Genomic DNA, 24944 nt, shown 5'->3' on the forward strand with positions numbered 1-24944 from the left:
ATGACCGGGACCCCTGAACCCCGAATTCCGATCATCCGCGTGGATTACCAGGCAGGTATCTTTTTCAACACCATGACCGGGGAGGTCCTGCAGGAGATCTCTGGTGCCATCATGCTGGAGTTCCAGAAGAACTGGGTGTTGTGGCCTGAGTGGACAGGACGGGCTTCCATGCCCATGTGCGTGGATGGCAGCGACACCACCAGGGGCAAGTGTGAGGACTGCAAGCTCAGGCAGTGGCACCTTGAAACCCCTCCACGCTGCAGTGAAGAACTGTCTGTGGTCCTGCAGACGGGCAACATGCTGGTGCTTCTGGTGGCCCGTCGCGGCATGTCCAGACCCCTGGAACAGTGGATTGAGATGCAGAACATCATGGGCAATCCCCTGCACGGCCAGGAACTCACCCTGAGGTTAATCAAAGATTACAGAAACCCCAACGCTGAGCTGCACAGAATTTCTGTGCTTCCAGGTCGGTTTCTGACCAGGGAAGAGTTAGAGGGGAATGTGAAGCTTCGAACTCAGGGAAACCCCTTAGACTCAGGTCTAAAATCCGTGCAGGAACAGGCTCCCAGCGAAGCGTAAAGACACCGTTACATTTAAGTGGAGATGTCCATTTGCTGAATTGAACCTTAGGCTAGGATGAAATCACCAGCACAGCTGGAATTCATGAAACCCCAAAGTTCAGTTCAGCATCTCCAGAAAGGGGCACAGCAAAATGGCCGGGCTGGAATGCAATGAATGTCTACAACCGACCCGCGTGATCGACAACGGGAAAACGGAAACAGACAAAGACGGACGGGTTTTGTACCGGAGATACCGCGTATGCACCAATCCCACATGTCCGAGATACAAAATCCGCAGGGAGTCCGTGGAAGTGTGGCTGCCCGACGAAACGACCACACCATTCGTGGTGTCGAATCGGGAATTGAACCTCGCAGACGAACCCGAAGAAGGTCCCTGGCAGATGTCTCTGTTTCCGAACTCCTCAGCAAAGCAGGAGCCCTCACCGACACCCCAGAGCCCCAAAGGGCCGCCCCCAAAGCGGAAATGACCGGATACCCCTTCCTTCTGGCGACAGCCCTCAGGAACAGCCAGTGGAAGATTTCTCAGGTGATTCTGACCAACACAATGGACTGCAAGAGCCCCGATCCTGACCGGACCCTGCAGGTTGCCAAGTGGACCATCCTGGAAAGAGATTTCCTCAGAATCCTGCACAACATGCAAGCACAGGACGTGACCAAAATCCGGGAATACCTCTGGTACGAAAAGAACAAATGGGATGCTGACACCCAGAAGCATGTGAGCGTCCAGCCGGACTGGGCGATGGCAGCTGCAGCATTTGAAGACCTCTGGGCATCCCTTAGAGCGTATGGCTGTCTGAAACGCATCCGGGACTGACTGAAACAGAATCCAGAACCACCCTCAGGGGTGGTTTTTTTGTGGCCTGCAGGAGCCAGAACCGCAAGTGGAGATGTCCAAGAACGGCTGAACAGAATTGCCTATCCTGAGAAAGACAAAGTATCCCGACCCCGAGAGCCAGACTCTCGGGGTTTTGCTTTTGGGAGGCAACATGTGACCGCCACAGACGAACAGGAACGGATTCGCGTCCTGGAAGAGAAGGTGCAGGAACTCCGGGAGTGGAGACTCGCCAAGGAACTGGCAGAGAAATACAACCGCGAAATGCGTCCCAAACGAAAAATCAACTGGAACACCGTCTTCACGGTGGGAGCCTACATCCTTCTGGCCCTGTCCCAGCTGCTGACAGGAAAAGGAAACTGACATGCTGAATGCCCTCAAAAACATCCTGATCGGCACGGCCCTCCGCCTGGCCGCCAACCTGCTGAAAGGACGCATCCAGAATACTGGGCTGTCTGAAGTGGACAAAAAGAACCTTTCGGACGCCATTGATGAGGTGGTCGAGGCTGTCACCCAGGGGTCCAAATGAGCAAGTCTCAAGCCATTGGTGGTGGCATCCTTGCCACCACTGCCCTGATCTCCGGGGTGTTTGCCATTTACGGTCCCAAAGCCAACTTCTGGTTTGAGGGTGCAAAGGCTTACCTGGGCGTCAGCAGGGTGCTGGAGTGCAAGGCTGGACAGCCATGCCCCAGCAACATGCAACGCTTTCGGTTTATCCTGGCTGCCATTCCCCTGGCCCACGAAGTCAGCATCAAAACCGGGGTGCCCATGAGCACCATGATCGCCCAGGCTGCCCTGGAAACCGGGTATGGCAGCAGCTATCTGGCAAAGCAGCATCACAACTATTTCGGGATCAAGTGCAATGGCACCTGGGCGAAATGTGTATCAAGATTTGACACAGAGTACGTGAACGGCCAGAAGACAGGCTGGACCAGCCAGTTTCGTTCCTACCCCAGTGCTGCAGGATCGTTTTACGATTACGCCACGTTCCTGAAGGTGAACCCCCGATATGCTGCTGCTTTCCAGCACCGCAAGGATGGGAAACGCTTTGCCAGTGAGGTCGCACGGGCAGGGTACGCCACTGATCCAGGGTATGCCAAAAAGCTGCACGGCATCATTGACGGTTTGCGCCTGGAAGCCCTGAATGTGCCCCCCAGCGAATGGAAGCTGGACCCTCTTTTCTGCAGCTCTTTTGACCGTAAAGCCAAGCTCTGCAAGGAGAAAAACTGATGTTTCGTCAAACCAGCCCCACCCATTTGAAGATCGGACGCGGCCTGATCCTCCATCTGATCTATCTGGCTGCAGCCAACAATGCCCTGTCTCCTGATGAGCCCACCACCATGAACAAAAACGTGCTGGTGATCGCCATGGAAGACCTGAAGACCCTCCCACGGGATGAGGACCTTCGTGCCAACCTGCGTTACCTGGAAGACAAAGGGTACGTGCAGGTCGAATGGACCCACGATGGCACTGGGGACTTCAAGTGGGTGAAGTTGCTGCCCTCTGGCACCGACCTGGTCGAGGGGAGCACCACCGATCCTGGCATCCTGTTCCAGAGACGACAATGACCTTGGAGGACCTGCAGGAGGATCTGAGTGCCCTGAAGGTCACCATGATGTCCAGTGTGAGCACCCTGGATGAGCGGACCCAGCAGATGCAGAAGACCCTGGAGATGGTGGCCCAGCGTCCCCAGCCGGGTGTACCCATGTGGGTGATTCTGGTGATGGCAGTGCCCAGCACCCTTTTGGCATTAGGGGTTTTGATCCTTGCTCTGGTACAGGTATTCAGCGGCTTGAAGTAGGTGACAACCCCAAGGCAACCCCACGCCAACCGTAAGCGGTTTAGCGTAAATGCCAGATCCTGGTATGCAAACTGAACTGCTTCACATCATTTCTATCCCCAGGCTATTCGATTCCACCCTGGTGCAAACCACCAAGGCTGGAGAACTGGCTTTGCTGGACATGCTCTGCCAGCTTCAGACCTTGCCTGATCCCTGTCCTGTTGCTCTGGCACGAATTGGTTGGCTCTTATTCCAACTGGACCGAAATGGCGAAGCCCGTGCCGTACTGGAAAAAACACCTGGGATGCTTGCTAAGGGTTACCTGGCACGTGTCCTGCTGGAATGCACTCCCACTGTGGCCCAGAAAGAAATGTTCCTGGAGTGGATGAAGAACGTTGTGCGGTCCGTGGACACTGGCCCGGACCTGGAGGGGTGCTGCCATCTGGATTTTGCCTGTGCCATCATGCTGACCACCCTCCAGCGACCCGAAGAGGCCGCCAAATACCTGACTTCTGCAGAGCACTATGCAGAGCTGACTGGACTGAACACCGTTCTGGCAAACGCCAAATTCCAGCAGGCCAGGGCTCTGTTCTTCCAGAACTCCTGGCACCAGGCAGCCCAGAAGTTCAGTCAGGCTGCAGGCATCAAGAATGCCAGTGCTTTTCTGACGGCAGCCAGTGAACGCATGTTGTTCTGGAGCCTGGTGCTGGGTGGCACAGCCGTCCCGGTGGATGCACCTGCGAACGTGAAAATGGCCCACGCTGCCCTCTGGGGTCAACAACTCCCAGGAGAGATCAGCAACCTTGAGATCCGGGACGTGGCGTGTGCGTGGGTTGCCTGCAGGAATCTGCTGGATTACTCAACAGCCAAATTCCCTGTTCACCGTGGCCCTCGCATTTTGAAAAACCAGAACACCCTGCTACAGGAACTTTTGAAGGTCGAACCCAACCCCACATCTCCCAACCCTGCCAGAGACAGGCTGGTGCTGCCCCTCAGACTGCTTGGATTGGCTTTGGTTGGGGACTCCAGAACTCTGGATGCAGCTCAGCAGTTGCAGGATCTGACCTTTGAAGAGGATGTGCTGAAGTGCATCAGGACCTTTGCTCTGATCCAGTCATCAGTCTGGTCCAGAACCATTCTTTTCTCTTCCCTGGACATCTCCGCCCTGCTGGAAACCTGGACTGTGTGCACGTTTGACCAGCGTTCCCTGCTTGAATTTTTCGTGGCGGAATTCTGCCCTTCTGTGCCCTTCATTTTGGAAGGACACCTGCACATCTCACCCCGCAAAGATAAACCTACAGCGGTGATGGGATCAGAAGGGGTTTTCCTCTCTGGAATGCCCATCACTTATCCTCTGGCTCCCCTCAAGCGATATCTGGCAGGACTACACACGACAAACGACATCAAGAAGCTTGAGGAGAACACCATCAAAACTGCATACCGCCTTCACTTTGAGGACCTTGCCAAACCTGTTCAGAAAAGGGTTTTCCAAGCAATTTCAGAGATGGTGGAGCTGTCAAATGTACGCTAACCTGTGGTATGGAAAAGTCCAAAAAATCCCTTCTTATCGGTTTCGTCGTTAGCGTCGGCCTTCTCGTCAGCTGTGCCCAGGTAGCCGCTGTTCCGGCTTCACCCTCTGGCACCAAAGTCACCCCTCTACAGTGGCCCTACGAACAGTGCAGCAAGTGCTGATTTTTTTTGCCCCTGCATCGTTACATTTTTAGTCACTTTTCCCCCTTGGCGTGAGCGAATCTGAAAATTTCGCTCACGCCAATAGGCTGTTTCCCTACCCATTTTGGGGATGGTTCCAAAAGAAACCGTGTTCTAGAATGGGTTTTCAAGGGTTCAAAAAAACTCCCACACATTCCAAGGACCGTCTGCGACAACTGACCTGGATATGGTGGGAGGAACCCGCTGGGAGTTCATATGAATAATACTATGTGTCTTTCGTTACAGGAAATCGTGCACACTAAACCCATTCCAGTGCAAACTTCTTTGCTTGACGCACTGGCACACATGCGTGTCACTCCAGCATTTGAGCAGTTGCCTGAAATGCCTCATGACCTGGCCGAAGAAGTCTTGCAGGCACTGGTGACGGTCTACAAGTTGGGGCTGCAGGATGGACCTCAGAGCCTAGGGTCTCTGGCTCAAGTGGAGATGTCCACTCCCGCAACGAATTTATAGGGGTACGATAAGCACAATTAGAACTGCGTTCCACACGCAAGGACCACCCGGACGGGTGGTCTTTTTCTTTGGGAGACAGATGGCTGAAAACAGCACACCAACCGGACTCCTCTCCAGAAAATGCAAAGTCTGCATGTCCCCCCTTCAGGAAGACATCGACATGATGCTGATTGGAGAGACCCGACATGAAGATGGCAACCCCTGGACTTACGGTGAAATCGTGGACTGGTGTCTGTACCGGGGTCTGGAACTCAGTGTGGCTTCCCTTTCCAGGCACAGGTCCAATCACCTGATGCCCAGTGTCCAGGCAAGCATTGAAGTCGAGAGGCAAATGGAAGCCATCAGTAAGGCAACCGGGAAAAAACTAAGCATCCACTCTGCTTTGATGAACAGCATTGTGATGAAGGTCCTCCGGCTCCTGGATGACACCGACCTGTCCCGCGATGACATTGCCCTGGACAAAGCCCTGAGGGTGGCAGTTCAGGCCAGCCGGGTTGCCATGAACCTGCAGAAAACCGAACACGAATTCAGCAAGGAAGCAGCCCAGGAAGTCAGCAAAGGACTCCGCTCCAGGGGCATCCCTGAAGATGTCATCAATCAAATTGAAGAAGAAGTGCTGGGGCTCAGGCGATGAGCAGGAAACCCCAGAAAACTTCCTTCTTTCTGCCTTACCAGCAAGACTGGCTGAAAGACACCAGCAGGCTCAAGATCGCAGAGAAGTCCCGGCGTGTTGGTTGGACTTACGTTCAGGCTTACGAGGACGTGCGGGACGCTGCCAAAGATGGTGGCATGGATGTCTATTTTTCCTCCGCTGACATCAGTGCAGCCAGAGAGTACATCCGGTATGTCGAGATGTGGTCCAGGGTCCTGCACATCGCAGCTGAAAGTCTGGGTGAGATCGTCTTTGACAGCGAAGATGACATCAAAGCCCTGTGCGTGGAATACTCCAACGGGCACCGCATTTATGCCCTCTCCAGCAACCCCAAAGGCTTCCGCTCCAAAGGTGGCAAGGTGGTGCTGGATGAGTTTGCTTTCCACGAGCAGCCAGACGAAATGTGGAAGGCCGCTTCTCCTGCCATCCTCTGGGGTTACCCCATCCGGGTTTTCTCTTCCCACAACGGCAAAGACAGCCGCTTCTACCGCATGGTGGAAGAAGCACGGGAAGGCAAAGGTGGCTGGTCCCTGCACACCTGCACCATCCAGAGGGCCATTGATGACGGCCTGGTCGAAAAGGTCAAGAAGCTGGACCGTCCGGCCACCGAAGAAGAGAAAGCCCAGTTCCTGCAGGAATGCCAGGACATTGCAGGAGACCCTGAAACCTTCGAGCAGGAGTTCATGTGTAACCCCCTGGACGGCAAAACCTCCTGGATCACCTACAGCATGATCCAGCTGTGTGAAGACAAAACCCTGCCCCTGCCCATCGTGATCAAAGGTGAAGACATCCACCACATTCCCCTGGACGAGTACACCCCTTACCTGAACATCCCACCCGGCACCTACTTCCTGGGCCAGGACGTGGGTCGCAAAAAAGACCTGACCGTCTACTGGCTGTTTGAGAAAATTGGCAACACCTACTTCACCCGGTACATCATTGAGCTGCACACCGTGAAGTACCGCTACCAGTTCAAGTGGCTGTCCTTCCTGCTGCCCCATGTGTTCCGTGCCTGCCTGGATGCAGGGGGAATCGGGTCTCAACTGGCAGAAGACGCCCAAGAGGACTTCGGGACCTTCAAGGTGGAAGCCGTCACCTTCAACAACACCATCAAAGAAGACATGGCAATCACCACCCTGAGGTCTTTTCAGGACCTGTCGATCCGGTTGCCTTCTTCTGAAGTGGTTCGCCGGGACATCACCAAAATCAAGAAAACCACCACCACAAGCGGCAATGCCCGTTTTGAGGGTGAACGAGACAAGGACGGACACGCGGACCGGTTCTGGGCCATGGCCCTGGGGCTCAGGGCAGCCAAGGGCTCCCAGATCTACTACCAGTCCAGCCGTCGCAAGAGCAGCCGGAGGTAAGCCATGAGCAAGAAACCCCAGATCATCACCTTTGACGAACCCAGCGTTCGCAGTTTCACCGAATGGACCCCTCCGATGGTCCGCCAGGCTCTGGCTGCCATGTTCATGGGCAATTGGTCCAGGGCAGGGCTCCTGATTGACGCCCTGCTGGGCTATGGCCGCATCCAATCGGTGCTGGGCGTCCGGTCCCGTGCCCTGCAAGCCCTTGATGTGGAGTTTGAAGGGGCAGGGAAAACGGTCCTCAAGCACCTGGAAGCGGACCTGTGGGGCTTCTTTCCAGAGGACACCCTGCAGGAGCTGCAGATCTACGGCTGGAGTGCTGGAGCCGTGCTGGTGGAATTCGAGTGGACCAGCAAGGATGGCCGCTGGATTCCAGTCATCAAGACCTGGCACCCATCCCTGCAGCGGTTCGATCCCCTGCTGAAACAGTGGTATGTCCGGCAACAGTCCGGAATTGAGATCCCAGTCCAGCCGGGTGATGGCAAGTGGGCACTCTTCAGTCCCGGTGGACGCCGGAGACCCTGGACCGGAGCCCTGGTGAGATCCCTGGCCCTTCCTTTCCTGGCAGCCCAGTTCAGCGTTTCAGACTGGAGCACCTTCAATGAGGTGCACGGGAACCCCATGCGGGTGGGCATCGGGGCCAGTTCCGCCCCTGAGCGGGACAGCATGGCCGATGACCTCTCTGCCCTGGCTGGGGACACCAGCATTGCCCTGCCCCCTGGGTATGACGTGAAACTTCTGGAGGCCACGGCCCGAAGTTGGAGCAGCTTCCAGGACCAGATCTCCTGGGCGAACATCGAGATTGCCATCACGGTGCTGGGCCAGAACCTCACCACAGAAGTCACCAGTGGGAGCTTTGCTGCTGCCCAGGTGCACAACCTGATCCGTGGGGACATCGTAGACGCGGACGGGGAGTACATGAGCACTTGGCTGCACCAGCAGGTCCTGCCCTGGTGGGTGATGTACAACTTTGGGGCAGGCACACCCGTGCCCTGGGCCAGATGGGACACCACCCCTCCAGCCGATGAAAAGACCGTGGCGGAAGCCCAGAAGACCAAGGCAGAGGCGATGGGAGCACTCGCAGATGCCGTAGGGAAACTCAGGGCTGCAGGGATGAACCCAGATGTGGATGCATTGCTGGAACAGGCAGGCATCCCTGTCACCCAGCCTGCTGTCGATCCGGCCACTCCAGATCCTGTCACAGAACCACCTGCCAAAGGGAAGGCCACGGGTCGTCTGATGGCCCTGATGGGCACAGAGCTGTCTCCAGTCCATCGAGGGCAACTCTACACGGATCACCTGATTGGACAGGCTTTAAAAGCCGCTGGAGAAGACACGGTGCTTGCCGTGCTCTCTGCCCTGGAGGACACCAGCGATTTTGGAGATTTCCAGACCCGATTAGGCATGATCGCAGCAGCCGCAAGACCGGGTGAGCACGCGGAGATTCTGGAAGCTGCACAACTGGCTGCCCATCTCGCCGGACGCCTGGCCGTGATCGAGGATGCCTGATGACCTGGGACCCTTTTGAGCAGGCACCCCATGACGCCATCAATTGGTTCAGGGACAGGGTTCCGGTCACCGTTTCGGAGTGGAGCACCCTGTCCCAGGATGCCAGACGCAAGGCTTTTTTCATCTCCGGGACCAGTCAGCTGGACCTGATCGGGGACGTGCACAAGAGCCTGCTGAAGGCACTTGAAGAAGGGAAGTCCTTTGCTGAGTGGAAAAAGGAAATGAAACCCAGGCTGGAAGCGGCCTGGAAAGCTTCTGGTCAGGGTCCCACCACCACGGCCCAGATCAACAATCGCATGGGGACCATCTTTCAAAACAACATTCAGTCTGCATATCAGGCCGGACGTTTCAGGCAGATGACCGACCCGGATGTCCTGAAAGAGCGTCCCATATGGGTGTTCGTTGCGATCAGGGATGACCGGACTTCAGACATCTGCAGGAGACTGAACGGCACGACCCTGCCCCATGATGATCCGTTCTGGATCAAAAATCATCCTCCGAGGCACCCCAGGTGCAGGTCCAGCATTCGTGCCATCCCTGCAGGAGATGCCCAGTTGAAAGCCGCCCCTGCTGGAGTGGAGGCCAGCCCTGGGTGGGGCACCATGCCGAAAGCGGGAGAATGGGCCAATGAGATTGGAAAGGGTGTGGCCCAGGGTGCTGCAGCAAGCACCTGGACCCCAGCCTGGAACGGCAATGCCCCAACTGCAGTCAAAGGGTATGGGTTGCCTGCCCAGTTGCCTGCCCGTCCGCTGCCCAGAAACCCTCAGGCTACACCAGCAACACGTCAAATAGTGTCGGACCCACTGGACACTGTGCTGATCTACAATCCTGAGATTGCCCCACTTCCTGCAGGGGTGACGGGTGAGGTCCTGCAGGAGACCCTGGAGAACCCAGCAGAGATCTGGCTGATGCCCATGCAGAGCAGCAAAGGGACGCTAGTCTACAGACAGCGGCACATCTCCAGCTACCAGGATGGGGACGAAACCCTGCTGGTGGTCGTGGAGAGCCATCGGGGAGTGGTGATCAGCATCCACGTCCTGCCAGAAGAAAAGGCTGGAGAAGTCAGGCAGGGCTTTTTGAGATTCTCCAATATTTCAGCTTAGTCTTTTAATATCATTATTCAATAGATCATCAACTTGTTTTTCTCGTTTCTTTGCGGCATCGTTTCCCGGTGCTCTTAAGTGGAATTTGTAGTATTCTTCTAAAAATGCGATTTGCTTAATACTTTCTGTCGATACAACTGCTAAAAGACTATCGATTTCGCCTATTCTTTCATTGATATAATTCTCTAGAAATCTTACATTAACTACATCGACTATAATGGGATTGTCCGTTTTGTTTGATCCATTCCAAAGTAATTTTGCTGTGTTGACCTCAGTAGCTATCATGGTGTCCAAGGTATCATCATAAGTTGCCCTAAACAAGTTTCCTTCCACAACTATAAGAGGAACGGATATAGTTGAAACAATGGGATAGGATTTTTCATTCCGAATTCTATCAAACAACTCTTTCCTCAACAAAGTGTTACCACAAACTGATTGCACTGAATTGTAAGAGTTATCTTTGCCACTGTTTGTCATGGATGTAATACCAAATCCTGTTGGGAATGTAAATAAACGAGAACGTTTAAAGTCATAAGTTTCCAGGCAGTTTCTTAAAGCTCTAGCCGCAAGAATATTGGCAGAGATATATCTAAAGTGGTAGCTCTCCGAGAATACATAATCTTCACTATCAAAAATAATCCAAGGTTTTTCGGAGATATTCTTACACTCTATAATGTATTCAAAGCAAACAGAAAATTCTTCTAGGAGAACTTTATTTGCAATTACATCAATCTCTCTTGCATTCCCATTATCACTAATATGTATCCCCTGTTGAGTAGCGAGGCCACATTTTTTTAATATTCGAGCTGTTTTAAATTCGAGTGGATAGCCTTGACTATTTATCCATGTATTAACTGAATCATGTACGGTTTTCTGCTCTCGAATTTTTTCCGACCTCTTTCCACCGATATCTTCATCCATGCACAAATTTTACCGGATTTACTGGTGGACGGACTAAATGGATATCTCCAAGAACATCCCCAAAAATTTCTGTACCCTGAGCATAGTTGTTCCATCCCAGACCACCCGCGAGGGTGGTTTTTTCGTTAGGAGACACATGCAAAGACGCACAGCCCTGTCGGTCATCCCAGTCGGAAACACCCCCCCGACTGAAATCCGCATGTTTGCCTATGGGGAAACGGACACCAACAAAGGACCTTTTTACCTCACCCCAGAGGGAGCCCAGCGGATTGTCAGCTACTGGCAGGAACAGGGCAATGATCTGAGTGCTGACTATGAACACGGCATGCTGCAAGCCATCCAGAACACCGGGACTGCTGTGCCCAGTGCTGCAGCGTTCCGCCTGGAAGCCCGTGAAGACGGTCTGTATGCCGTGGACATCCGCTGGACTGAAAAGGCTGCAGGGCACATCGAGGCTGGAGAATACCGCTACTTCTCGCCTCTGTTCCTGTTCGAGCCGGACACCCGTGAGATCACCACCTTCTACAACTTCGCCCTGGTGAACATCCCTGCCATCAAAAACCAGAGTCCATTGGTGGCCCTGTCCATGAGCATTTCAGACCTGCATTCCCTGATCGGGTCTGCCCTCCGCAAGCAGTTCACCAGCCGCCTGAGCATCACGGAAATCTTTACCGATTACGTGATTTTCGAGCTGTGGACCCAGGAGGACACCTGGAAGACCTTCCGGGTGGGCTACCACCTGGTCGGGGATCAGGTCGAGTTTGACGAAACCGCTGAAGAGGCACGCAAAGCGTACTTGCCTGTGCCAAACGGAGAAAACATGAAGAGAATCCTCACTGCCCTGTCCGCCCTGACCCCTGCCCTGGCAATGGGCCAGACCACCTTTGCCACAGAGGACGATGCCCTGAAAGGCATTGCTGCCCTGTCCGGCTTCGCGACCAAAGTCCAGGATCTCACCGGGGCTCCAACCCTGGAAGCTGGGCTGGGTGTGCTGTCCGCATGGCAGCAGAGCCATGAACGTGTGGGTGCCCTCTCTGCCCAGGTGGAATCCCTGCAGGCTGCAGAGAAAGCCCGCATCATCCACCAGGCCATCCATGTGGATCACAAGTTGTCCCCTGCCCAAAAGGAATGGGCAGAGAAGCAAAGCATGGAAGCCCTCAGTGCTTTCCTGGCAACTGCTCCAAAGATCGTGGGTGGCAACCACACCGACGAAGTGCAGCCCCACGGCAACCTGACGGTGGAGCAATTCATGGCCCTCAGTGGCCTGGAGAAAGCCGCCATCTATCAGGAAAACCCCGACAAGTACACCGAACTCGTTGCCCTCAGCAAACAAAGGAAGGCGTAATCCATGGCTAAAACCACCAAAGCACAACTCTTCATCGCTCAAGTCCTGGCCGACACCCTGTCTGCCACTTTCGCAGGACGCAAAGCCCTGTATGGCACTGGAGCCGTGGTGACCAACCCAGGTCTGTCCAGTGAGACGCTGGGCGAGAAGGTGCAGGTCCCTTACTTCAATAGCCTGGGTGAGTTCGAGACCCTGGCAAACGATGGGGACGCCCTGACCCCCGCACAGATCACCAGTGCTGCTGATGAGAGCACCGTGCAGCATGCAGGTAAGGCATTCGAGGTGACCAACTGGGCTCAGATGGCTGCTGTGGGTGACCCTTACCAGGAAGCTGCCAATCAGATGGCTGAAGGGGCTTACCGCACTTTCGACAAAGCCCTGATCACCGCTGCTTCCACCACCAGTCTGAGCCTGGACATCACGGGTCGGGCCACCAAGACCTGGCACTGGGATGCCTACGTGGACGCCAAACTCAAGTGGGGCGATGAACAGGAAAACATTGAGCTGATCGTCTGCCACAGCAAAGTCTATGGTGACATGCTCAAAGAGAAGGATGCCGATGGCCGCCCCCTGCTGGTCGATCCCAGAGACGGGAAACTGCCCCGTTACGGTGGCATCCCCGTGATGGTCTCTGACCGTTGCACCGTGAACGCCGGAGCCCCTAACACCTATGAATCCCTGGTGCTCAAAAAAGGTGCTTTGGCCCTCTGGTACAACGATGGCATCGGAGTAGAGACCGACAAGGACATTCTGGTGAACAGCATCGTGGCCGCTGTGCACGTTTACTTCGTGGCCCACCTGTACCGCCGTTGTGCAGGCGGAACCAAGCAGGGTGTTGTGAAGGTCGTGACCCAGTAATGGGCATTGGCACCCTCAGGCGTCATCGACTCCTAGCAGCTGCAGTGGCACTGGCAGCTGCTGACTCCGGCAAGACCCCGCTGGTCCAGGTGCCACCCGCTCCCACTGGCCTGGTGCCCCAGGACAAGAAGCTGCCCAACAACTTCACTGCACGGGGCATCCTGGCTGCTGCAGGGATCGAAACCTACAAGCAACTGGTGGCTTTTGCCGATGACGATCTGGCCCAGCTCTCTGGGCTGGACCAGGAAAAGCTACAGAAAGTACGAGCCTCACGGGACAAGTGGAAGGAAGAAAACCCTTCTGAGCCTGCAGGAGAACCAGAACAGGAACCTTCTGGCCTGCAGGAAACCCCTGAGCCCCAGGAGACTGAGCCTGCCCAGACCCCTGAGCCCGAAACCCAGACCCAGCAGTAACCCCACCCGGAAGGAGGTGCCCTGTGTACGTGAATCTTGCTGACCTCACAACTTACATGCAACCTGACGTGCTGCTCAGCAAGATTGACGATGAGGGCACCGGGGAACTGGACCTCACCCCCAGCACCCAGCAGGCTCCGAACCCGCAGTATGACCGGGTGATGCAGGCTCTGGAAGGAGCCTCTGAAGAAGCTGACAGCTACCTGGCTGTGCGTTACCCCCTGCCCCTGTCCTCCACTCCAAAGTCCCTGAAAGAAAAGGTTCTGAACATCGCCGTGTACAAGGTCTGGTCCCGCAAAGGGATTGCACCTGACAGTGCCGATGAACTGATCCGCACCAACTACACGGACGCCATCAAGTGGCTGGAGAAGATCAGCAAAGGTGAAGTGCTTCTGACGAGCATCACCCTGCCCGAAGAGTCCCCACAGGGCTCCACAGGCATGAGCGTGGTCACCCGTGAACGGAGGGGATGGTAGTGCCCATTCAGGGACTCGATCACCTTCAGCGGGAACTGAGACGCCTCAGCACCGGGCAACTGGAGAAACCCAGCAAGGTCATCGCTGAAGGCATGGTGACCAGCACAAAGAAGCGGTTTGGGGACCAGGTGGACCCGGACGGGAAACCCTGGAAGCCCCTTTCTCCTGTGACCATCAAAGCCCGACTGGGTGGGTCGAAAGCCTACACCAAAAAGGGACAGCTCCGCAAAGCTGCAGCCAGACGGGTTGCCAAGATGAAGATCCTGATTGTCAGTGCCCAGTTGATGAACTCCATCCAGTGGCGTGTGCGTGGTGGAGAAATCGCGTGGGGAACCAACGTGAAATACGCCCGACTGCACAACTTCGGAAGTGGCCCAGAGCACAAGTCCAACGTGCCTGCACGTCCGTTCATGGGCATCAATCAGGCAGACCAAGTGCTCATTGAGAAAACCGTCACCCGCTTCCTGGAGGGAACGCTGTGAAGCACATCGAACTCACCCGGCAGCACCTGGTCAACGGGCTGGTTGCTGCAGGGATCAACAAGGCAAACATCCTGCTGCAAACCCCTCTGGGAGAAACCATGTCTGGCACCACCGGGGCAAGCATCAGCACCGTCCTGGCACCCTTGGAGTATGTGAACAAAGCCACCAGGGGCAGCATCACCCATGGGCGGAAGGTCCTCTGGCAGGCCACCGTGCAATTCAACCTGGAGATCTTCTGCCATCAAGGGCTGAAGGCCACAGAGGAATTGCTTTCCAACTTCCTGATCTGGCTGTCCAGCCACAAGCTGAATGACCCTGAGACGGGTGAACCCATCACCTTCCAGGACCCCATGCAGATCAGCTGGGTGGAAGCGGACGGGACCCTGCTGAAAGCCAACCGGGTGGGGTTGATCCTGACCACCACAGCAAGCATCTACAACGACACAGAACTGATCGACATCACCGTGATCCTGCAACGCCGGATCGCTGGAGGGAACCCCAATGAGTGAGAACAAACCCCAAACCGAAAGCATTGAGGTGATCGCTGATCGCCTGCAGACTCCCAAATGGCAACTGGATGGCCTGCTGCTCCGCAAAGGCTGGGCGTTCGGGCATCCGATCACTGAAGCCCAATTCAAGAAGGAACTGAAGGCGTGGCTGACTGGCCCCACGGTCCCTGCCCAGAAAGGTGAGAAATAATGCTTCCAGGCGTCACAGTGGTCAAGCAAGACGGTGGTCTGGGTACCCTTCCAGCCACCGCAGACGGCAAGCGGGGCATTGTTGGGGTCTGCACCAGCGGCACCCCCAACCAGATTTACATTCTGGTCGATCAGGGTGCTGTGCCCGGTGTGCTGGGTCGTGGCCCTCTGGCAGACGCGGTGATCACCCAGCTGAGAAAAGCAGGTGGTGTGGTTTACGCTGTGCCTGCAGCTGCCACCGTAAACGGCTCCATCACTCCAGCTGTGGGCAACCCTTCCAGTCCTGAAGTCACCCTGGGCACCACGTCCACCGAAGCCCTGCAGGTCCAGGTGAAGGTCACCAAATCCGGTGCTCTGGGTGCAGGACAGTTCCAGTACACCCTGGACGGTGGGGACACCTGGAGTCGCAGCTACACCCTGGCTGCCTCTTTCGCCATTCCCGGACGTGGCCTGACCATCACCTTTGCCGCAGGAAGCTACACCGTAGGAGCCACCTACAAGTTCACCGTGACTGCCCCAACTGCTTCCATTGGAGATCTCCAGGCTGCCGCTCAGGTGCTGGTGGATTCCCCTTATCTGATGGAGTTCATTCACTTCGCCCAGCCAGGGGACAACTCCCTCTGGGCTGTGGCTGCAGCTGTGGTGGAAGATGCCTTCAACAAGCACAAGTACACCCACTCCTTGTGTGAAGCCCCTGGCCCTGGCAGCAACGTAGACACCTGGGTCACCACCCTGGCCGGGTACCGCTCCAGCTTCACCAGCAAGGACGTGTCCGTGGTTGCACCCTGGGCGGAAGTCGTGGACCCCAGCGGCCTGCAGATCGAAAGAAACTCTGCCAACTGGTACATGGGAAGGCTCTGCAGCATCAACATTGCAGACAACCCTGCCCACGTCGGTAAGGGTTCCATCACTGGCCTCAGCGTGGTCAGCCCCTTCACCACAGGCACCTACGGCAAAGCCAGTTCCTACAACAACGGCCACGCCCTGGCCCTCGACGAACTCGGTTATGTCGCACTGATGAAGCACCAGGGCAGGAACGGACTGTTCTTCGTGGAAGGCCGCACGATGGCCGACCCGTCCAGCGACTACAGCACCATCATGAACGTCCGCGTCATGAACAAAGTCATGACCCTGCAGCACCAGATCTGGCTGGACCAGGTGCAGGGCAAAGTGAATCCCCTGAACATCGAAGAGTCCCTGGCCTACATGCTTGCCACCAGCAACGCTGCTTTCGAGCTGATGGCCGCACGGGAAGAACTGGTCAAAGCCACCATCATCATCCCTCCAGGACAGGACATCCTCTCCACCCGTCAAATCATCGTGGAATTCAGGGTGGTGCCGTTCGCCTACTCCAAAGAAATCGTGCTGAAGGTGGGCTACGAGAACCCGCTGCTGACCGGTCAGTCGGCCTGAGGTAAAACATGGGAATCAAGCTGAACGGAAAATACTACGACTGGGGCGACATCTCCATCCACCTGCTGCACGGCATCATGCTGGACGGCTCGGAGATCAACTACGGGGATGAGATGCCCGTGTCCAGAAGTCAGGGTGCAGGTCGCGGCACCCGTGGTTACGGTCAGGGGCAGTACACCTCTGCAGGGGACGTGAGCATGCGTCGCGTGGAGTACAACCGCCTGCTGGAGAAAGCCAGAGAAGCCGGAGGCTTCTACCTGATCAAACCGTTTCCCATCACCATCTCTTACCGGGATGAAGAAGGGAACATCAAGACCGACGAACTCACCTTCTGCAAGTTCAAGAAGCGTGACTTCAAAGCCGCTGAGAAAGACGAAAACATTGATGTGAAGGTGGAATTTGAAATTCTCGGCCAGATCATCAATGACGGCGTTCCTGCATTCTGAGCCCTCTTTGCACCCTTAAGGAGCACACACCATGAACAAAAACCGCACCATCACCATCCAGATCAGCGATGACACCAACGACACCGTACAACGCTTCCGCTTCCGTGAACCCACCACCCCGGTGGTCGGAGCCTACTTCTCTGGTGCAGGCAAGAACATGCCCAAAGCCAGCCTGCAGCTTTGTGCTGACACTATCCTGCCTGAAGACAAAGACGCCTGGAATGCCGCTGTGGAAGAGAAACCCGGCTACGCTGCTCAGGCTGCAGGCCGCATCCTGGAAGACCTCGGTTACGGGGTGGAAGCAAAAAAGGTGACGATGGAATAAGTGCCTTCGAGCAGCGGGTGGTGCTGATCCGCTACTGGCTCCGGCAAGAACCGTCAGATGACTGGGAAGCCTTTCACCAGCAGTTCCGGCAAGCAGAGTGGATGGAGAGCCGTTTCTATGGAGAGCTGACCACCCTGCTCTCCAACAAGATCACCAAAGCAATGGGTTAAAGGCAGGAGAGTCCTGCCTTTTTCCTGTTCAGGAGAGACATGAGTGCATTTAACCTACAAGTCCTGATCAATCTGGTGGATCGCCTCTCAGGTCCCCTGCAGGAACCCATCAGACGGCTGCAGGAACTGGAGAACCACGCTGAACGTGTGGACCGCAGCATGCGGATGATGCAGACCGGAGCTGGAGTGATGGGAGCCGGGGTGGGTCTGGCTGCCCCGCTGATCTTCAGTGCAAACGAAGCCATCAAACTTGAGGACAAAATGGCAGAGGTCCGCAAGGTTTTTGATGAGCTGGAAAGCCCGAAAGCCTTCCGGGAAATGACCAATGACATCCGCGAAATGTCCAACGTGATCCCCATGGTTGCCACCGACCTGGCAGAGATCGGGTCTTTTGCTGCAGCCTCGAAGCTGGAGCCGTCCCGAAAAGGCATCATGACCATGATCGAAGACAGTGCCAAGATGGGGGTTGCCTTCGACATGACTGCAGAAGAGGCAGGCAGTGCCCTGGCAGGCATGAGGAACATCTTCCAGCTGACAGAGGATGGGGTGGTCCAGCTGGGTGACGCCATCAACTATCTGGGCAACAACACATCTGCCAGAGCCAGGGACATGGTGAACTTCATGTCCCGTGCTGGTGCGGTGGGCAAGCAGGCAGGTTTGACGGCCATGCAGACTGCAGCCCTGGGCAACGCCTTCCTGGCCCTCAAGACCCCTCCAGAAATTGCAGCCCGTGCCGTGTCTCAGGGTCTGATCCCCAGTCTCCAGACTGCGACCAGGCAGGGGACGAAATTTGCTGAAGCCGCTGCCATCATTGGTCTGACCGCTCAGGAGATCCAGGACAACATGAAAATAGACCCTCAGGGCACCATCCTGGACGTGCTGGAACGCATCAACAAGACCGACAACAAAATGCTGGTGCTCACAGACCTCTTCGGGGTGGGCTGGGCAGATGACATCGCCAAGCTCTCAGGATCTCTGGATGTGTACTACAAAGCCCTGGGACTGGTGTCAGACAAGCAAAAATACGCCGGGTCAATGGAGAAGGAATACCAGGGCAGGATCAACACCACCAGAACACAACTGCAACTCTTGTGGAACAGCACCGTGAACTTCGCTGGGGCAATGGGGGATGTGTACCTGCCCATGATCAGTGGGGCTGCAAAATGGATGGGCAAACTGGGCCAGGGTCTGCTGGACCTCACCGAGAAACACCCCTTTCTGGTCAGGCTCGTCATGTTCAGTGCCCTGGCAATCAGCCTGCTGACCCTTGCGATGGGTGGAACCATCCTCACCCTGGGGGTGTTCGGCTTCGCAATGGCAAACGCCAGTGCAGGACTGGTGATCCTCAAGGGGCACCTGGCCGCTGCCAAACTGCAAGTACTGGCCCTCAGAAACGCCCTGATCGCACGCATCACAGGGGGATTCATCCCATCCACTGCAGCTCAAATGGCCCTCTTTGGGGGAGCCACCAGCCTGAACCAGATTGCATTGATGGGACTGAAGCAGGCACTGCTGCAGGCCGCACGTTCCGCATGGGCGTTTACTGCCGCAATTCTGGCAAACCCGATCACATGGTGGGTCACCGGAATTCTGGCCGTGACAGGGGCTTTCGTATACATGTGGCAGACCAGCCACAAGGTCCGTGCTGCCCTCAAGGGAATCTTCAAACCCCTGGAGGAAGCGTGGGCTGGGGTTCGATTGGCCTGGGTGCAACTCATGACCGTTTTTTCCTCTGGCACCCCTGGGCTGGACTCCCAGGCCAAGGACCTCAGCAAGTGGGGCTCCTTCTGGAAAGACACCCTGGACAAGATCATTTACGGCGTGGTGTACGCCATGACCTTCATTGGCCTAGTCCTGGCAGATGTCGCTCTAGGTTTCGTGAACACCTGGGCAGGCATCTTGACCCTCACTGCAGGCATCATGAACATCCTCAAAGGCATCTTCACCGGGGACATGAACCTGATCAAACTGGGTCTGGAGCAGGCAGGGGACGGAATCACCACCATCTGGGACAACAACCTGCTGAAACCCATGGTGGATGCAGTGATGGACTGGGGTCCAGCCATCCTGGAAGGCGTAAAAGCCGCAATGGGAGAACTCTGGGACCTTGCTGGAGAGTGGCTGAACATCGGCAAGACCTGGATCAGCAACCTGTGGGATGGCATCAAGGGCAAGTGGGCTGACCTCAAACAAGGGGCTGCAAACCTCGGCTGGAACATCGTGGAAGGCATCACCGGAGGACTGGTGAAGAACCCCAACGCGAAGGCTGCAGCAGCAAATGCAGCCGATCAGGTCACCACCACCGTGCAGGACAAGTGGGACATCCACTCACCCAGCCGTGTGTTTGCTGGACTGGGCTCTTATGCGATGGATGGCCTCACCCTTGGTATCCAGAAGGGAACCCGGATGGCCCTCAATGCCACCCGGAAGATGACCGTCGGATTGCTGGGAGCTGCAGCCCTGACCCTGCCTGCTGTGAGCATGGCATCCAGCAAGGCTCCTGCAGCCGTGAAACAGCCCTCTGTAGCCCAGCAGTTGAACCCCACACAACAGGTCCTGCAGTCCGTCCAGAGCATCAGTGTCCCTGCACTGCCTGAAGTGGCTGAAATCACCAGCAAGAACCCTGTGCCAGATGTTGAGGAACAAATCACCAGCATGGCCCCTTCCACAACCCCCCTGGAGGTTCGTGAACCCAGGACCAACAACCAGAACAGCAAACAGGACCAGGCAACTGGTCAGGCCGCTGCAGGACTGGTCGTCACAGGCAACACCATTGTCTTTCAGATGCCTGAAGGGACCACCCAGGACCAGATGGCCGCGTTCTTTCAGTTCCTGCAGTCACTTCAGAAATGAGCAGTAATTCTCCCAGGCTTTTCCTCCAGGTGCATCTGACCGGGTGACTTCCAAGATTAAGGTTTTTCCAGCAGACTGAACATTCCAGGTGAACACGCCGAATTCCTTCTCGAATTCGGCATTCCCTTTGTTGATTGCATCGTTCAGCTTCTGTCCCATCCAATCAGTGCCGGGGCTGTTCTCAGGAAGAGCAAGACAGAGTATCGGCATTAAAGCTGCAGTGTAAACCAGACTGTAAACAGCACCATCGGAGAGGTTAGAGACCTTGAAACGGAAGCCTGTGACGGCTTTCTTGGCATTGACCACAGTGTAAAGCTGCACAGGATTCAAACTGTCATCTTTGGCCTTTACTTTCAGGGTGAGGCCATTGGTGCTCATGCCCTGGGATGTGTAGGTCTTCTGTTCAAATTTCATGACCCCTTTTGTTGCAGGAGCAGTCTTCAGATAAGTCACAATCTTGTTGAATTCAGCTGAACCTGCAAGGGCAGAACCAACCAGAAAGGGAATCACAATCATCCATTTGGGCATGAGAAGAGTCTAGTGGATATCTCCACAAAATGCCGTGCTGGTTTCGCTACCATGAATAAGACGAAGTTTAGCGACCCCGAGAGCGATCTCGGGGTTTTGCTTTTGGGAGACACACATGGGTGAATACCTGAAACCAGATGAGCAGGCTGTCAAGATCGGGGTCCACCTGGTGCCCGGTACAGTCACAGGCATTGAGGTGTCAGGTGAACTCCGCCTGGAGAAACAGAAAACGGATGGGAAGTCAGGCAGCACCAACCTGATCAAGGGTTACGAAGAAGCCACCATCCGAATCACCGTGGAACTCCTGGGTGGGGACGCTGAGATCAAAGCCCTGGAAAAGATCTTCAAGGGTTATTCCTCCAGTCTGGCTTCCAAAGGGGTCCGGGTGATCAATCGGCACCTCGATGCCAGAGGAGTGAAACGCCTGATCTTCAAGGGACTCACCACCCGCGATGACTATGCCAGAGGCAGCACCATTGCAGATCTTTCTTTCAGTGAGTATGACATGGAAGCCGCCAAGCTTGAAGAGAAAGACAAAGCAGCTGCAGGTGCTGGGACCGGATCGGGCAACAACGGGACTGGAGCGGACGGCAAAAGTGGCAACGATGGCAATGGAAGTGGAAGCAACTCTGGCACAGCAGAGAACCCCATCATCCAGCAAGCCATCAATGACGCCAAAACCGACCATAAAAACCTCAAACAGGACCCCTTGGGAACCATGTTCGGGTGGAAGAAATGAAGACCTTCGAGCTGTCTGAACCCTTCGCACTGGTGAACGGCAAGACCCTCACAAGCCTGCAGGTCACCAGCACCCTGGAGTTACCCTGGAGACAGGCCACCATTCAGTCTTCTGCACTGTCTGGCAAAGTCGAATGCACTGCAGGCTACAAGGGAAAAGGCAGCTGGACCCTCTTCGAGGGCACCGTGGACAGCCCGGAGTCTGACGTGCAGGAGTACGGTCAGGCACTTGCCCGTGGGCTTCCTGAGTGGCGAAAGGTCCTCAAGCCCCAGAGTTTCCAAGACCCGGACCTGCAGACGGTTTTGCAATTCATCACAGGTCAGTGTGGCGGCAAGCTGCAGAGTGCTCTGAAAGGTGCTCGAAGACGCCATTACAGTTACCGCCCTGGTGCTGCCTATCAGGTGCTGACCAAGGTCCTGCAGGACTGGGCCATCGACCATGTGCTGCTGGAGTTGGATGGAGGGACCCTCTACGCCGGACCAGAGCAGACCAGTCCACACGCCCAGACCGGAGTGCAAGCCGAATTGGTGCACGGACAGAACATCATTCTGCTGAAACGCACGTACGGCGGAGGGTTCACGGTGAAAACCCTGGGCATGCCGTGGCTCAGGGTGTCTCACCGTGTCCAGATTCAGCATCCTCTGTTCACCGGGAAAGCCAGAATCACCCGTCTGGACACCGAATTCAGCAAGAACACCCTGACAGAAATGACGGTGATGCCCGTATGAACTTCAAAGAAATCTTCCGCAACCTGATCAGTCAGCTTTACCCTGAGCTACCTGCAAGAACCCATGTGCCCCTCAGAGGCAAGGTGACTGCAGTCCACGGGGACGCTGGAGATGTCCAGCCCACCTCTGGCCCACGCCGTTACAGCGTGGACGTGCAGCCCATCCTGCCAGACGGCTCAAACGATCCAGAACGTGATGTGCTCCTGGACGTGTCCCTGCCCGTGCAGTGGGCAGGCCACAATCGGGGCATCTTCTGCCTGCCAGACATTGGGGCCGTCTGTCTGGTCGGGTTTGTTGACGGAAACGCCGCCTTTCCATACGTGCACAGCTTCCTGCCCGATGGATTCTATCTGCCCTCTGTATCACCCGGAGACTGCATCATCCTCTGGAGCGGAGGCGAAATCAAGCTGAAAGAAGGCAACCCTGGTCTGAGTATCACCATCTCAGGAATGGCAGAAATCACAGCCAACACTGTGCTGGTCAACAGTGGAGACATCCAGCTGGGAGGACCAGAGGGCAAGCAACTCGCATGCCTGGGAGATGTGGTGGTCAGTGGTCTCACCCCCATCGGGGTGATTGCCCCGCGTGAAACCATCCCCACCAACGGCAGCCAGACCGTGAGGGCAATATGATCCAGGATCTGCTGTGGGAAAACGGTGACATCGTGCTGGACAGCAGAGGACAGCCCGTGATGATCAGTGATGCAGATGTGGTGATCCAGGATTTGAAGGCCAGACTGCTCTGCCCCAAAGGGGCACACTGGGCTCATCCAGCTGCGGGCTTTGACCTTCTGCCTTACGTGCAGGGCAAACTCACCGATTTGACCATCCTGGAACTGGAACAGGAAATCGAGCTGGAATGCCAGAACGATGCCCGTGTCCGCACTGCTGACTGCCAGGTCACTGTGCTGGGTCCCGGACGCTTCCAGGTTCAGGTCACCGTGACCCTCACGGACCAGACCCTGCTGGAATTTGGTCTGATGATGGGAGCCCTGGCATGACCATCGACAAGGTGCAGTTTGCTGTGCCACTCCTGCAGGACCTGGTGGATCTGCTGCTGTCTGCCCTCCCAGAAACCAGCCCCATCCAAAATCAGGATGAGTTCAGCGTCTGGACGACTTACGTGGAACTGGCGGCCCAGACGGGACAGGATGCCCGTAAACTCATCTCTCTGCTGAGTCCTATGGGATATGTGCTGTATGCCACTGGAGCCTACCTGGACGAGCACGCTGCAGGTCTTGCCCTCTCCCGCATCCAGGAGAGAAGTGCAGAAGGTCTACTGGACGTGACGGTCAGTCAGCCAGTTCTGATCCCCGCAGGGCACATTGTTCAGACCCTGCCCGATGGTCAGGGCAACGTCCTGAAATACATCGTATCACAGGACACCACTTTGACTGTCCCAGGCGGTAAATTGCCTGTGGTTGCTGAAGAGACTGGAAGCAAGTACAACATCACTGTTGCCAACCGGGTGAAGACGCTGGTGACCGTGGTGTCTGGCGTGACTGGAGTGACCAACAGTGCAGACTGGCTCACCCAGCTGGGTGTGGACACCGAAACCGATGAGTCTTTGCGGACCAGGTGCCTGCTCAGGTGGCCTGCTCTCAGTAACGGGTCGATCAAAGACAAGTACATCCTGACTGCATTAAGCGTCCCAGGCATCACTAAAGTGCTGGTGAGGGACCAGCACCCGAACGGTCAGGGCAGTGTGGACGTGTATGTGGCCCCACCCACAGGCATGCCCACCAATGAGCAAAGACAGGAGGTCCGTGACGCCCTGGAGTACGTGCGTGCCCTGACCACCAATCTGAGGGTCCTGGCACCTGCACCTGTGTCCAGAGATGAAACGGTAACCATCTACCGGAACCCTGCAGACCCCCGAACAGCAGATGACTTTGAGGCCATCATCCTGGCAGTCCTGAACAGCCTGGGACCTGGGCAGACCTACTACCCCAGTGCCGTGGCAGACGCGATCTACGGCACCCCTAAGGACCCAAATATCTATGGTGTGGTGCTGCCCTCACTGGCCCCTGTGACCTGCACTGAAACGCAGATGATCGTGCCAGGGACCATCACGGTGGTCCTGGCATGATCACTGTCTATCCCCAGAATCCTGAGCTGGAAGCCCAGGTGAAAGCCTATCTTCTGAAGCTGCTGCCCCCTGAACGGTTGCCTGCAGCAGGAGGGATCATGGACCAGTTGGTGCGTCTCTTGGCCTATGGGCTCACCCAGCACCAGATCGCAGCTGTGGACATGGTGCTGTCCTGGTTCGCGCGGTTCAGTTCTCCTGCAGGACTGGACGCCATTGCTGCAAGCAAACGTCTGTCCAGGTTCACTGGGGAAAACAGCGACGCCCTGGTGTCCAGGGTGAACGGGGCATTTCCCTTCTGGGAACTGGCAGGCACCAAACCCGGAATGCTCCTGATGCTGCACCAGATGGGCTATGCAGGACCAGACGCCGTTCACCCGTGCCGGATCATCGAGCACTACGAGGACGAACCGGATGCATGGGCGGAGTTCAGTGTGATCCTCTACCCCGACAGAA

General features: G+C 56.0%; 32 protein-coding genes. 30 read left to right on the top strand and 2 right to left on the bottom strand.

Features of this window, described 5'->3' with window-relative positions; translation table 11 throughout:
• From DC3_RS02165 to DC3_RS02215, 12 genes are all read left to right on the top strand, one after another.
• Positions 1 to 579, top strand: a complete 579-nt coding sequence (locus tag DC3_RS02165) for a hypothetical protein (protein ID WP_146881938.1) — start codon at positions 1 to 3, stop codon at positions 577 to 579.
• A 255-nt stretch (positions 580 to 834) separates the two neighbouring features.
• Positions 835 to 1395, top strand: coding sequence for a hypothetical protein (locus DC3_RS02170; protein ID WP_146881939.1), 561 nt, complete (start codon positions 835 to 837; stop codon positions 1393 to 1395).
• A gap of 174 nt (positions 1396 to 1569) precedes the next feature.
• Positions 1570 to 1776 (top strand): hypothetical protein, encoded by a 207-nt coding sequence (locus DC3_RS02175; protein WP_146881940.1) that lies wholly within the window; start codon positions 1570 to 1572, stop codon positions 1774 to 1776.
• Between the two features lies 1 nt (position 1777).
• The gene (locus tag DC3_RS28900; RefSeq protein WP_186815773.1) at positions 1778 to 1942 is read left to right on the top strand and encodes a hypothetical protein; all 165 of its coding nucleotides are present in this window, start codon (positions 1778 to 1780) and stop codon (positions 1940 to 1942) included.
• Complete coding sequence (locus DC3_RS02180; protein ID WP_146881941.1) at positions 1939 to 2643, top strand: glycoside hydrolase family 73 protein; 705 nt, start codon at positions 1939 to 1941, stop codon at positions 2641 to 2643. The genes DC3_RS28900 and DC3_RS02180 overlap by 4 nt, the downstream gene beginning before the upstream one ends.
• Positions 2643 to 2981: a hypothetical protein gene (locus DC3_RS02185; protein ID WP_146881942.1), complete on the top strand. Its 339-nt coding sequence runs from the start codon at positions 2643 to 2645 to the stop codon at positions 2979 to 2981. The genes DC3_RS02180 and DC3_RS02185 overlap by 1 nt, the downstream gene beginning before the upstream one ends.
• Entirely contained in the window at positions 2978 to 3214 is a 237-nt protein-coding gene (locus DC3_RS02190) for a hypothetical protein (RefSeq protein WP_146881943.1), read from the top strand. Before DC3_RS02185 ends, DC3_RS02190 begins: the two co-directional genes overlap by 4 nt.
• A 64-nt stretch (positions 3215 to 3278) precedes the next feature.
• On the top strand, positions 3279 to 4724 hold the full coding sequence (locus tag DC3_RS02195) for a hypothetical protein (protein WP_146881944.1): 1446 nt from the start codon (positions 3279 to 3281) through the stop codon (positions 4722 to 4724).
• A gap of 786 nt (positions 4725 to 5510) precedes the next feature.
• Positions 5511 to 6011: a phage protein Gp27 family protein gene (locus DC3_RS02200; RefSeq protein WP_186815774.1), complete on the top strand. Its 501-nt coding sequence runs from the start codon at positions 5511 to 5513 to the stop codon at positions 6009 to 6011.
• Positions 6008 to 7396, top strand: a complete 1389-nt coding sequence (locus DC3_RS02205) for a terminase large subunit domain-containing protein (RefSeq protein ID WP_146881946.1) — start codon at positions 6008 to 6010, stop codon at positions 7394 to 7396. The genes DC3_RS02200 and DC3_RS02205 overlap by 4 nt, the downstream gene beginning before the upstream one ends.
• A 3-nt stretch (positions 7397 to 7399) precedes the next feature.
• Positions 7400 to 8905 carry a phage portal protein family protein gene (locus DC3_RS02210; RefSeq protein ID WP_146881947.1) on the top strand — a complete coding sequence of 502 codons (1506 nt, stop codon included), beginning with the start codon at positions 7400 to 7402 and terminating at the stop codon, positions 8903 to 8905.
• The gene (locus DC3_RS02215; protein ID WP_146881948.1) at positions 8905 to 10008 is read left to right on the top strand and encodes a phage minor head protein; all 1104 of its coding nucleotides are present in this window, start codon (positions 8905 to 8907) and stop codon (positions 10006 to 10008) included. The genes DC3_RS02210 and DC3_RS02215 overlap by 1 nt, the downstream gene beginning before the upstream one ends.
• On the opposite strand, the gene DC3_RS02220 is transcribed toward DC3_RS02215, so the two are convergent.
• Positions 10000 to 10929, bottom strand: coding sequence for a hypothetical protein (locus DC3_RS02220; protein ID WP_146881949.1), 930 nt, complete (start codon positions 10927 to 10929; stop codon positions 10000 to 10002). The two genes, DC3_RS02215 and DC3_RS02220, sit on opposite strands and share 9 nt — an antisense overlap.
• Positions 10930 to 11065: 136 nt before the next feature.
• Between DC3_RS02220 and DC3_RS02225 the strand changes: the two genes are divergently transcribed.
• From DC3_RS02225 to DC3_RS02275, 12 genes are read left to right on the top strand one after another with little or no spacing between them, the layout of a single operon-like run.
• Entirely contained in the window at positions 11066 to 12274 is a 1209-nt protein-coding gene (locus DC3_RS02225; RefSeq protein WP_186815775.1) for a phage protease, read from the top strand.
• Between the two features lie 3 nt (positions 12275 to 12277).
• Complete coding sequence (locus tag DC3_RS02230; RefSeq protein WP_146881951.1) at positions 12278 to 13132, top strand: phage major capsid protein; 855 nt, start codon at positions 12278 to 12280, stop codon at positions 13130 to 13132.
• Positions 13132 to 13545, top strand: coding sequence for a hypothetical protein (locus tag DC3_RS02235; RefSeq protein WP_146881952.1), 414 nt, complete (start codon positions 13132 to 13134; stop codon positions 13543 to 13545). Before DC3_RS02230 ends, DC3_RS02235 begins: the two co-directional genes overlap by 1 nt.
• A 23-nt stretch (positions 13546 to 13568) precedes the next feature.
• Complete coding sequence (locus DC3_RS02240; RefSeq protein ID WP_222594675.1) at positions 13569 to 14021, top strand: gp436 family protein; 453 nt, start codon at positions 13569 to 13571, stop codon at positions 14019 to 14021.
• Positions 14015 to 14503 carry a phage virion morphogenesis protein gene (locus DC3_RS02245; RefSeq protein ID WP_146881954.1) on the top strand — a complete coding sequence of 163 codons (489 nt, stop codon included), beginning with the start codon at positions 14015 to 14017 and terminating at the stop codon, positions 14501 to 14503. The genes DC3_RS02240 and DC3_RS02245 overlap by 7 nt, the downstream gene beginning before the upstream one ends.
• Positions 14500 to 15012: a hypothetical protein gene (locus DC3_RS02250; RefSeq protein ID WP_146881955.1), complete on the top strand. Its 513-nt coding sequence runs from the start codon at positions 14500 to 14502 to the stop codon at positions 15010 to 15012. The genes DC3_RS02245 and DC3_RS02250 overlap by 4 nt, the downstream gene beginning before the upstream one ends.
• Positions 15005 to 15202 carry a hypothetical protein gene (locus DC3_RS02255; protein WP_146881956.1) on the top strand — a complete coding sequence of 66 codons (198 nt, stop codon included), beginning with the start codon at positions 15005 to 15007 and terminating at the stop codon, positions 15200 to 15202. Before DC3_RS02250 ends, DC3_RS02255 begins: the two co-directional genes overlap by 8 nt.
• On the top strand, positions 15202 to 16614 hold the full coding sequence (locus tag DC3_RS02260; protein WP_146881957.1) for a DUF2586 family protein: 1413 nt from the start codon (positions 15202 to 15204) through the stop codon (positions 16612 to 16614). Before DC3_RS02255 ends, DC3_RS02260 begins: the two co-directional genes overlap by 1 nt.
• An 8-nt stretch (positions 16615 to 16622) precedes the next feature.
• Positions 16623 to 17060 carry a hypothetical protein gene (locus DC3_RS02265; RefSeq protein WP_146881958.1) on the top strand — a complete coding sequence of 146 codons (438 nt, stop codon included), beginning with the start codon at positions 16623 to 16625 and terminating at the stop codon, positions 17058 to 17060.
• A 31-nt stretch (positions 17061 to 17091) separates the two neighbouring features.
• Positions 17092 to 17385 (top strand): DUF6848 family protein, encoded by a 294-nt coding sequence (locus tag DC3_RS02270; protein ID WP_146881959.1) that lies wholly within the window; start codon positions 17092 to 17094, stop codon positions 17383 to 17385.
• 20 nt (positions 17386 to 17405) lie between these two features.
• Complete coding sequence (locus tag DC3_RS28905; protein ID WP_186815778.1) at positions 17406 to 17555, top strand: hypothetical protein; 150 nt, start codon at positions 17406 to 17408, stop codon at positions 17553 to 17555.
• Positions 17556 to 17594: 39 nt separating this feature from the next.
• Complete coding sequence (locus tag DC3_RS02275) at positions 17595 to 20408, top strand: phage tail tape measure protein (protein ID WP_146881960.1); 2814 nt, start codon at positions 17595 to 17597, stop codon at positions 20406 to 20408.
• Here DC3_RS02275 and DC3_RS02280 read toward each other — a convergent pair.
• Complete coding sequence (locus DC3_RS02280; protein WP_146881961.1) at positions 20394 to 20936, bottom strand: hypothetical protein; 543 nt, start codon at positions 20934 to 20936, stop codon at positions 20394 to 20396. The two genes, DC3_RS02275 and DC3_RS02280, sit on opposite strands and share 15 nt — an antisense overlap.
• A gap of 115 nt (positions 20937 to 21051) precedes the next feature.
• On the opposite strand from DC3_RS02280, the gene DC3_RS02285 reads away from it, so the two are divergent.
• From DC3_RS02285 to DC3_RS02310, 6 genes are all read left to right on the top strand, one after another.
• On the top strand, positions 21052 to 21675 hold the full coding sequence (locus DC3_RS02285; protein WP_146881962.1) for a hypothetical protein: 624 nt from the start codon (positions 21052 to 21054) through the stop codon (positions 21673 to 21675).
• A complete protein-coding gene (locus tag DC3_RS02290) occupies positions 21672 to 22403 on the top strand; it encodes a hypothetical protein (protein ID WP_146881963.1) in 732 nt (243 codons plus the stop codon). Before DC3_RS02285 ends, DC3_RS02290 begins: the two co-directional genes overlap by 4 nt.
• Positions 22400 to 23035: a phage baseplate assembly protein V gene (locus DC3_RS02295; RefSeq protein WP_146881964.1), complete on the top strand. Its 636-nt coding sequence runs from the start codon at positions 22400 to 22402 to the stop codon at positions 23033 to 23035. Before DC3_RS02290 ends, DC3_RS02295 begins: the two co-directional genes overlap by 4 nt.
• Entirely contained in the window at positions 23032 to 23403 is a 372-nt protein-coding gene (locus DC3_RS02300) for a DUF2590 family protein (protein WP_146881965.1), read from the top strand. Before DC3_RS02295 ends, DC3_RS02300 begins: the two co-directional genes overlap by 4 nt.
• A complete protein-coding gene (locus DC3_RS02305; protein WP_146881966.1) occupies positions 23400 to 24491 on the top strand; it encodes a baseplate J/gp47 family protein in 1092 nt (363 codons plus the stop codon). Before DC3_RS02300 ends, DC3_RS02305 begins: the two co-directional genes overlap by 4 nt.
• Positions 24488 to 24944: hypothetical protein (locus DC3_RS02310; RefSeq protein WP_222594676.1), on the top strand; the 457-nt coding region annotated here is incomplete at its 3' end. The genes DC3_RS02305 and DC3_RS02310, both read left to right, overlap by 4 nt.

Origin of the sequence: Deinococcus cellulosilyticus NBRC 106333 = KACC 11606 (assembly GCF_007990775.1) — a bacterium.
GTDB classification, from domain to species: Bacteria; Deinococcota; Deinococci; order Deinococcales; family Deinococcaceae; genus Deinococcus_C; species Deinococcus_C cellulosilyticus.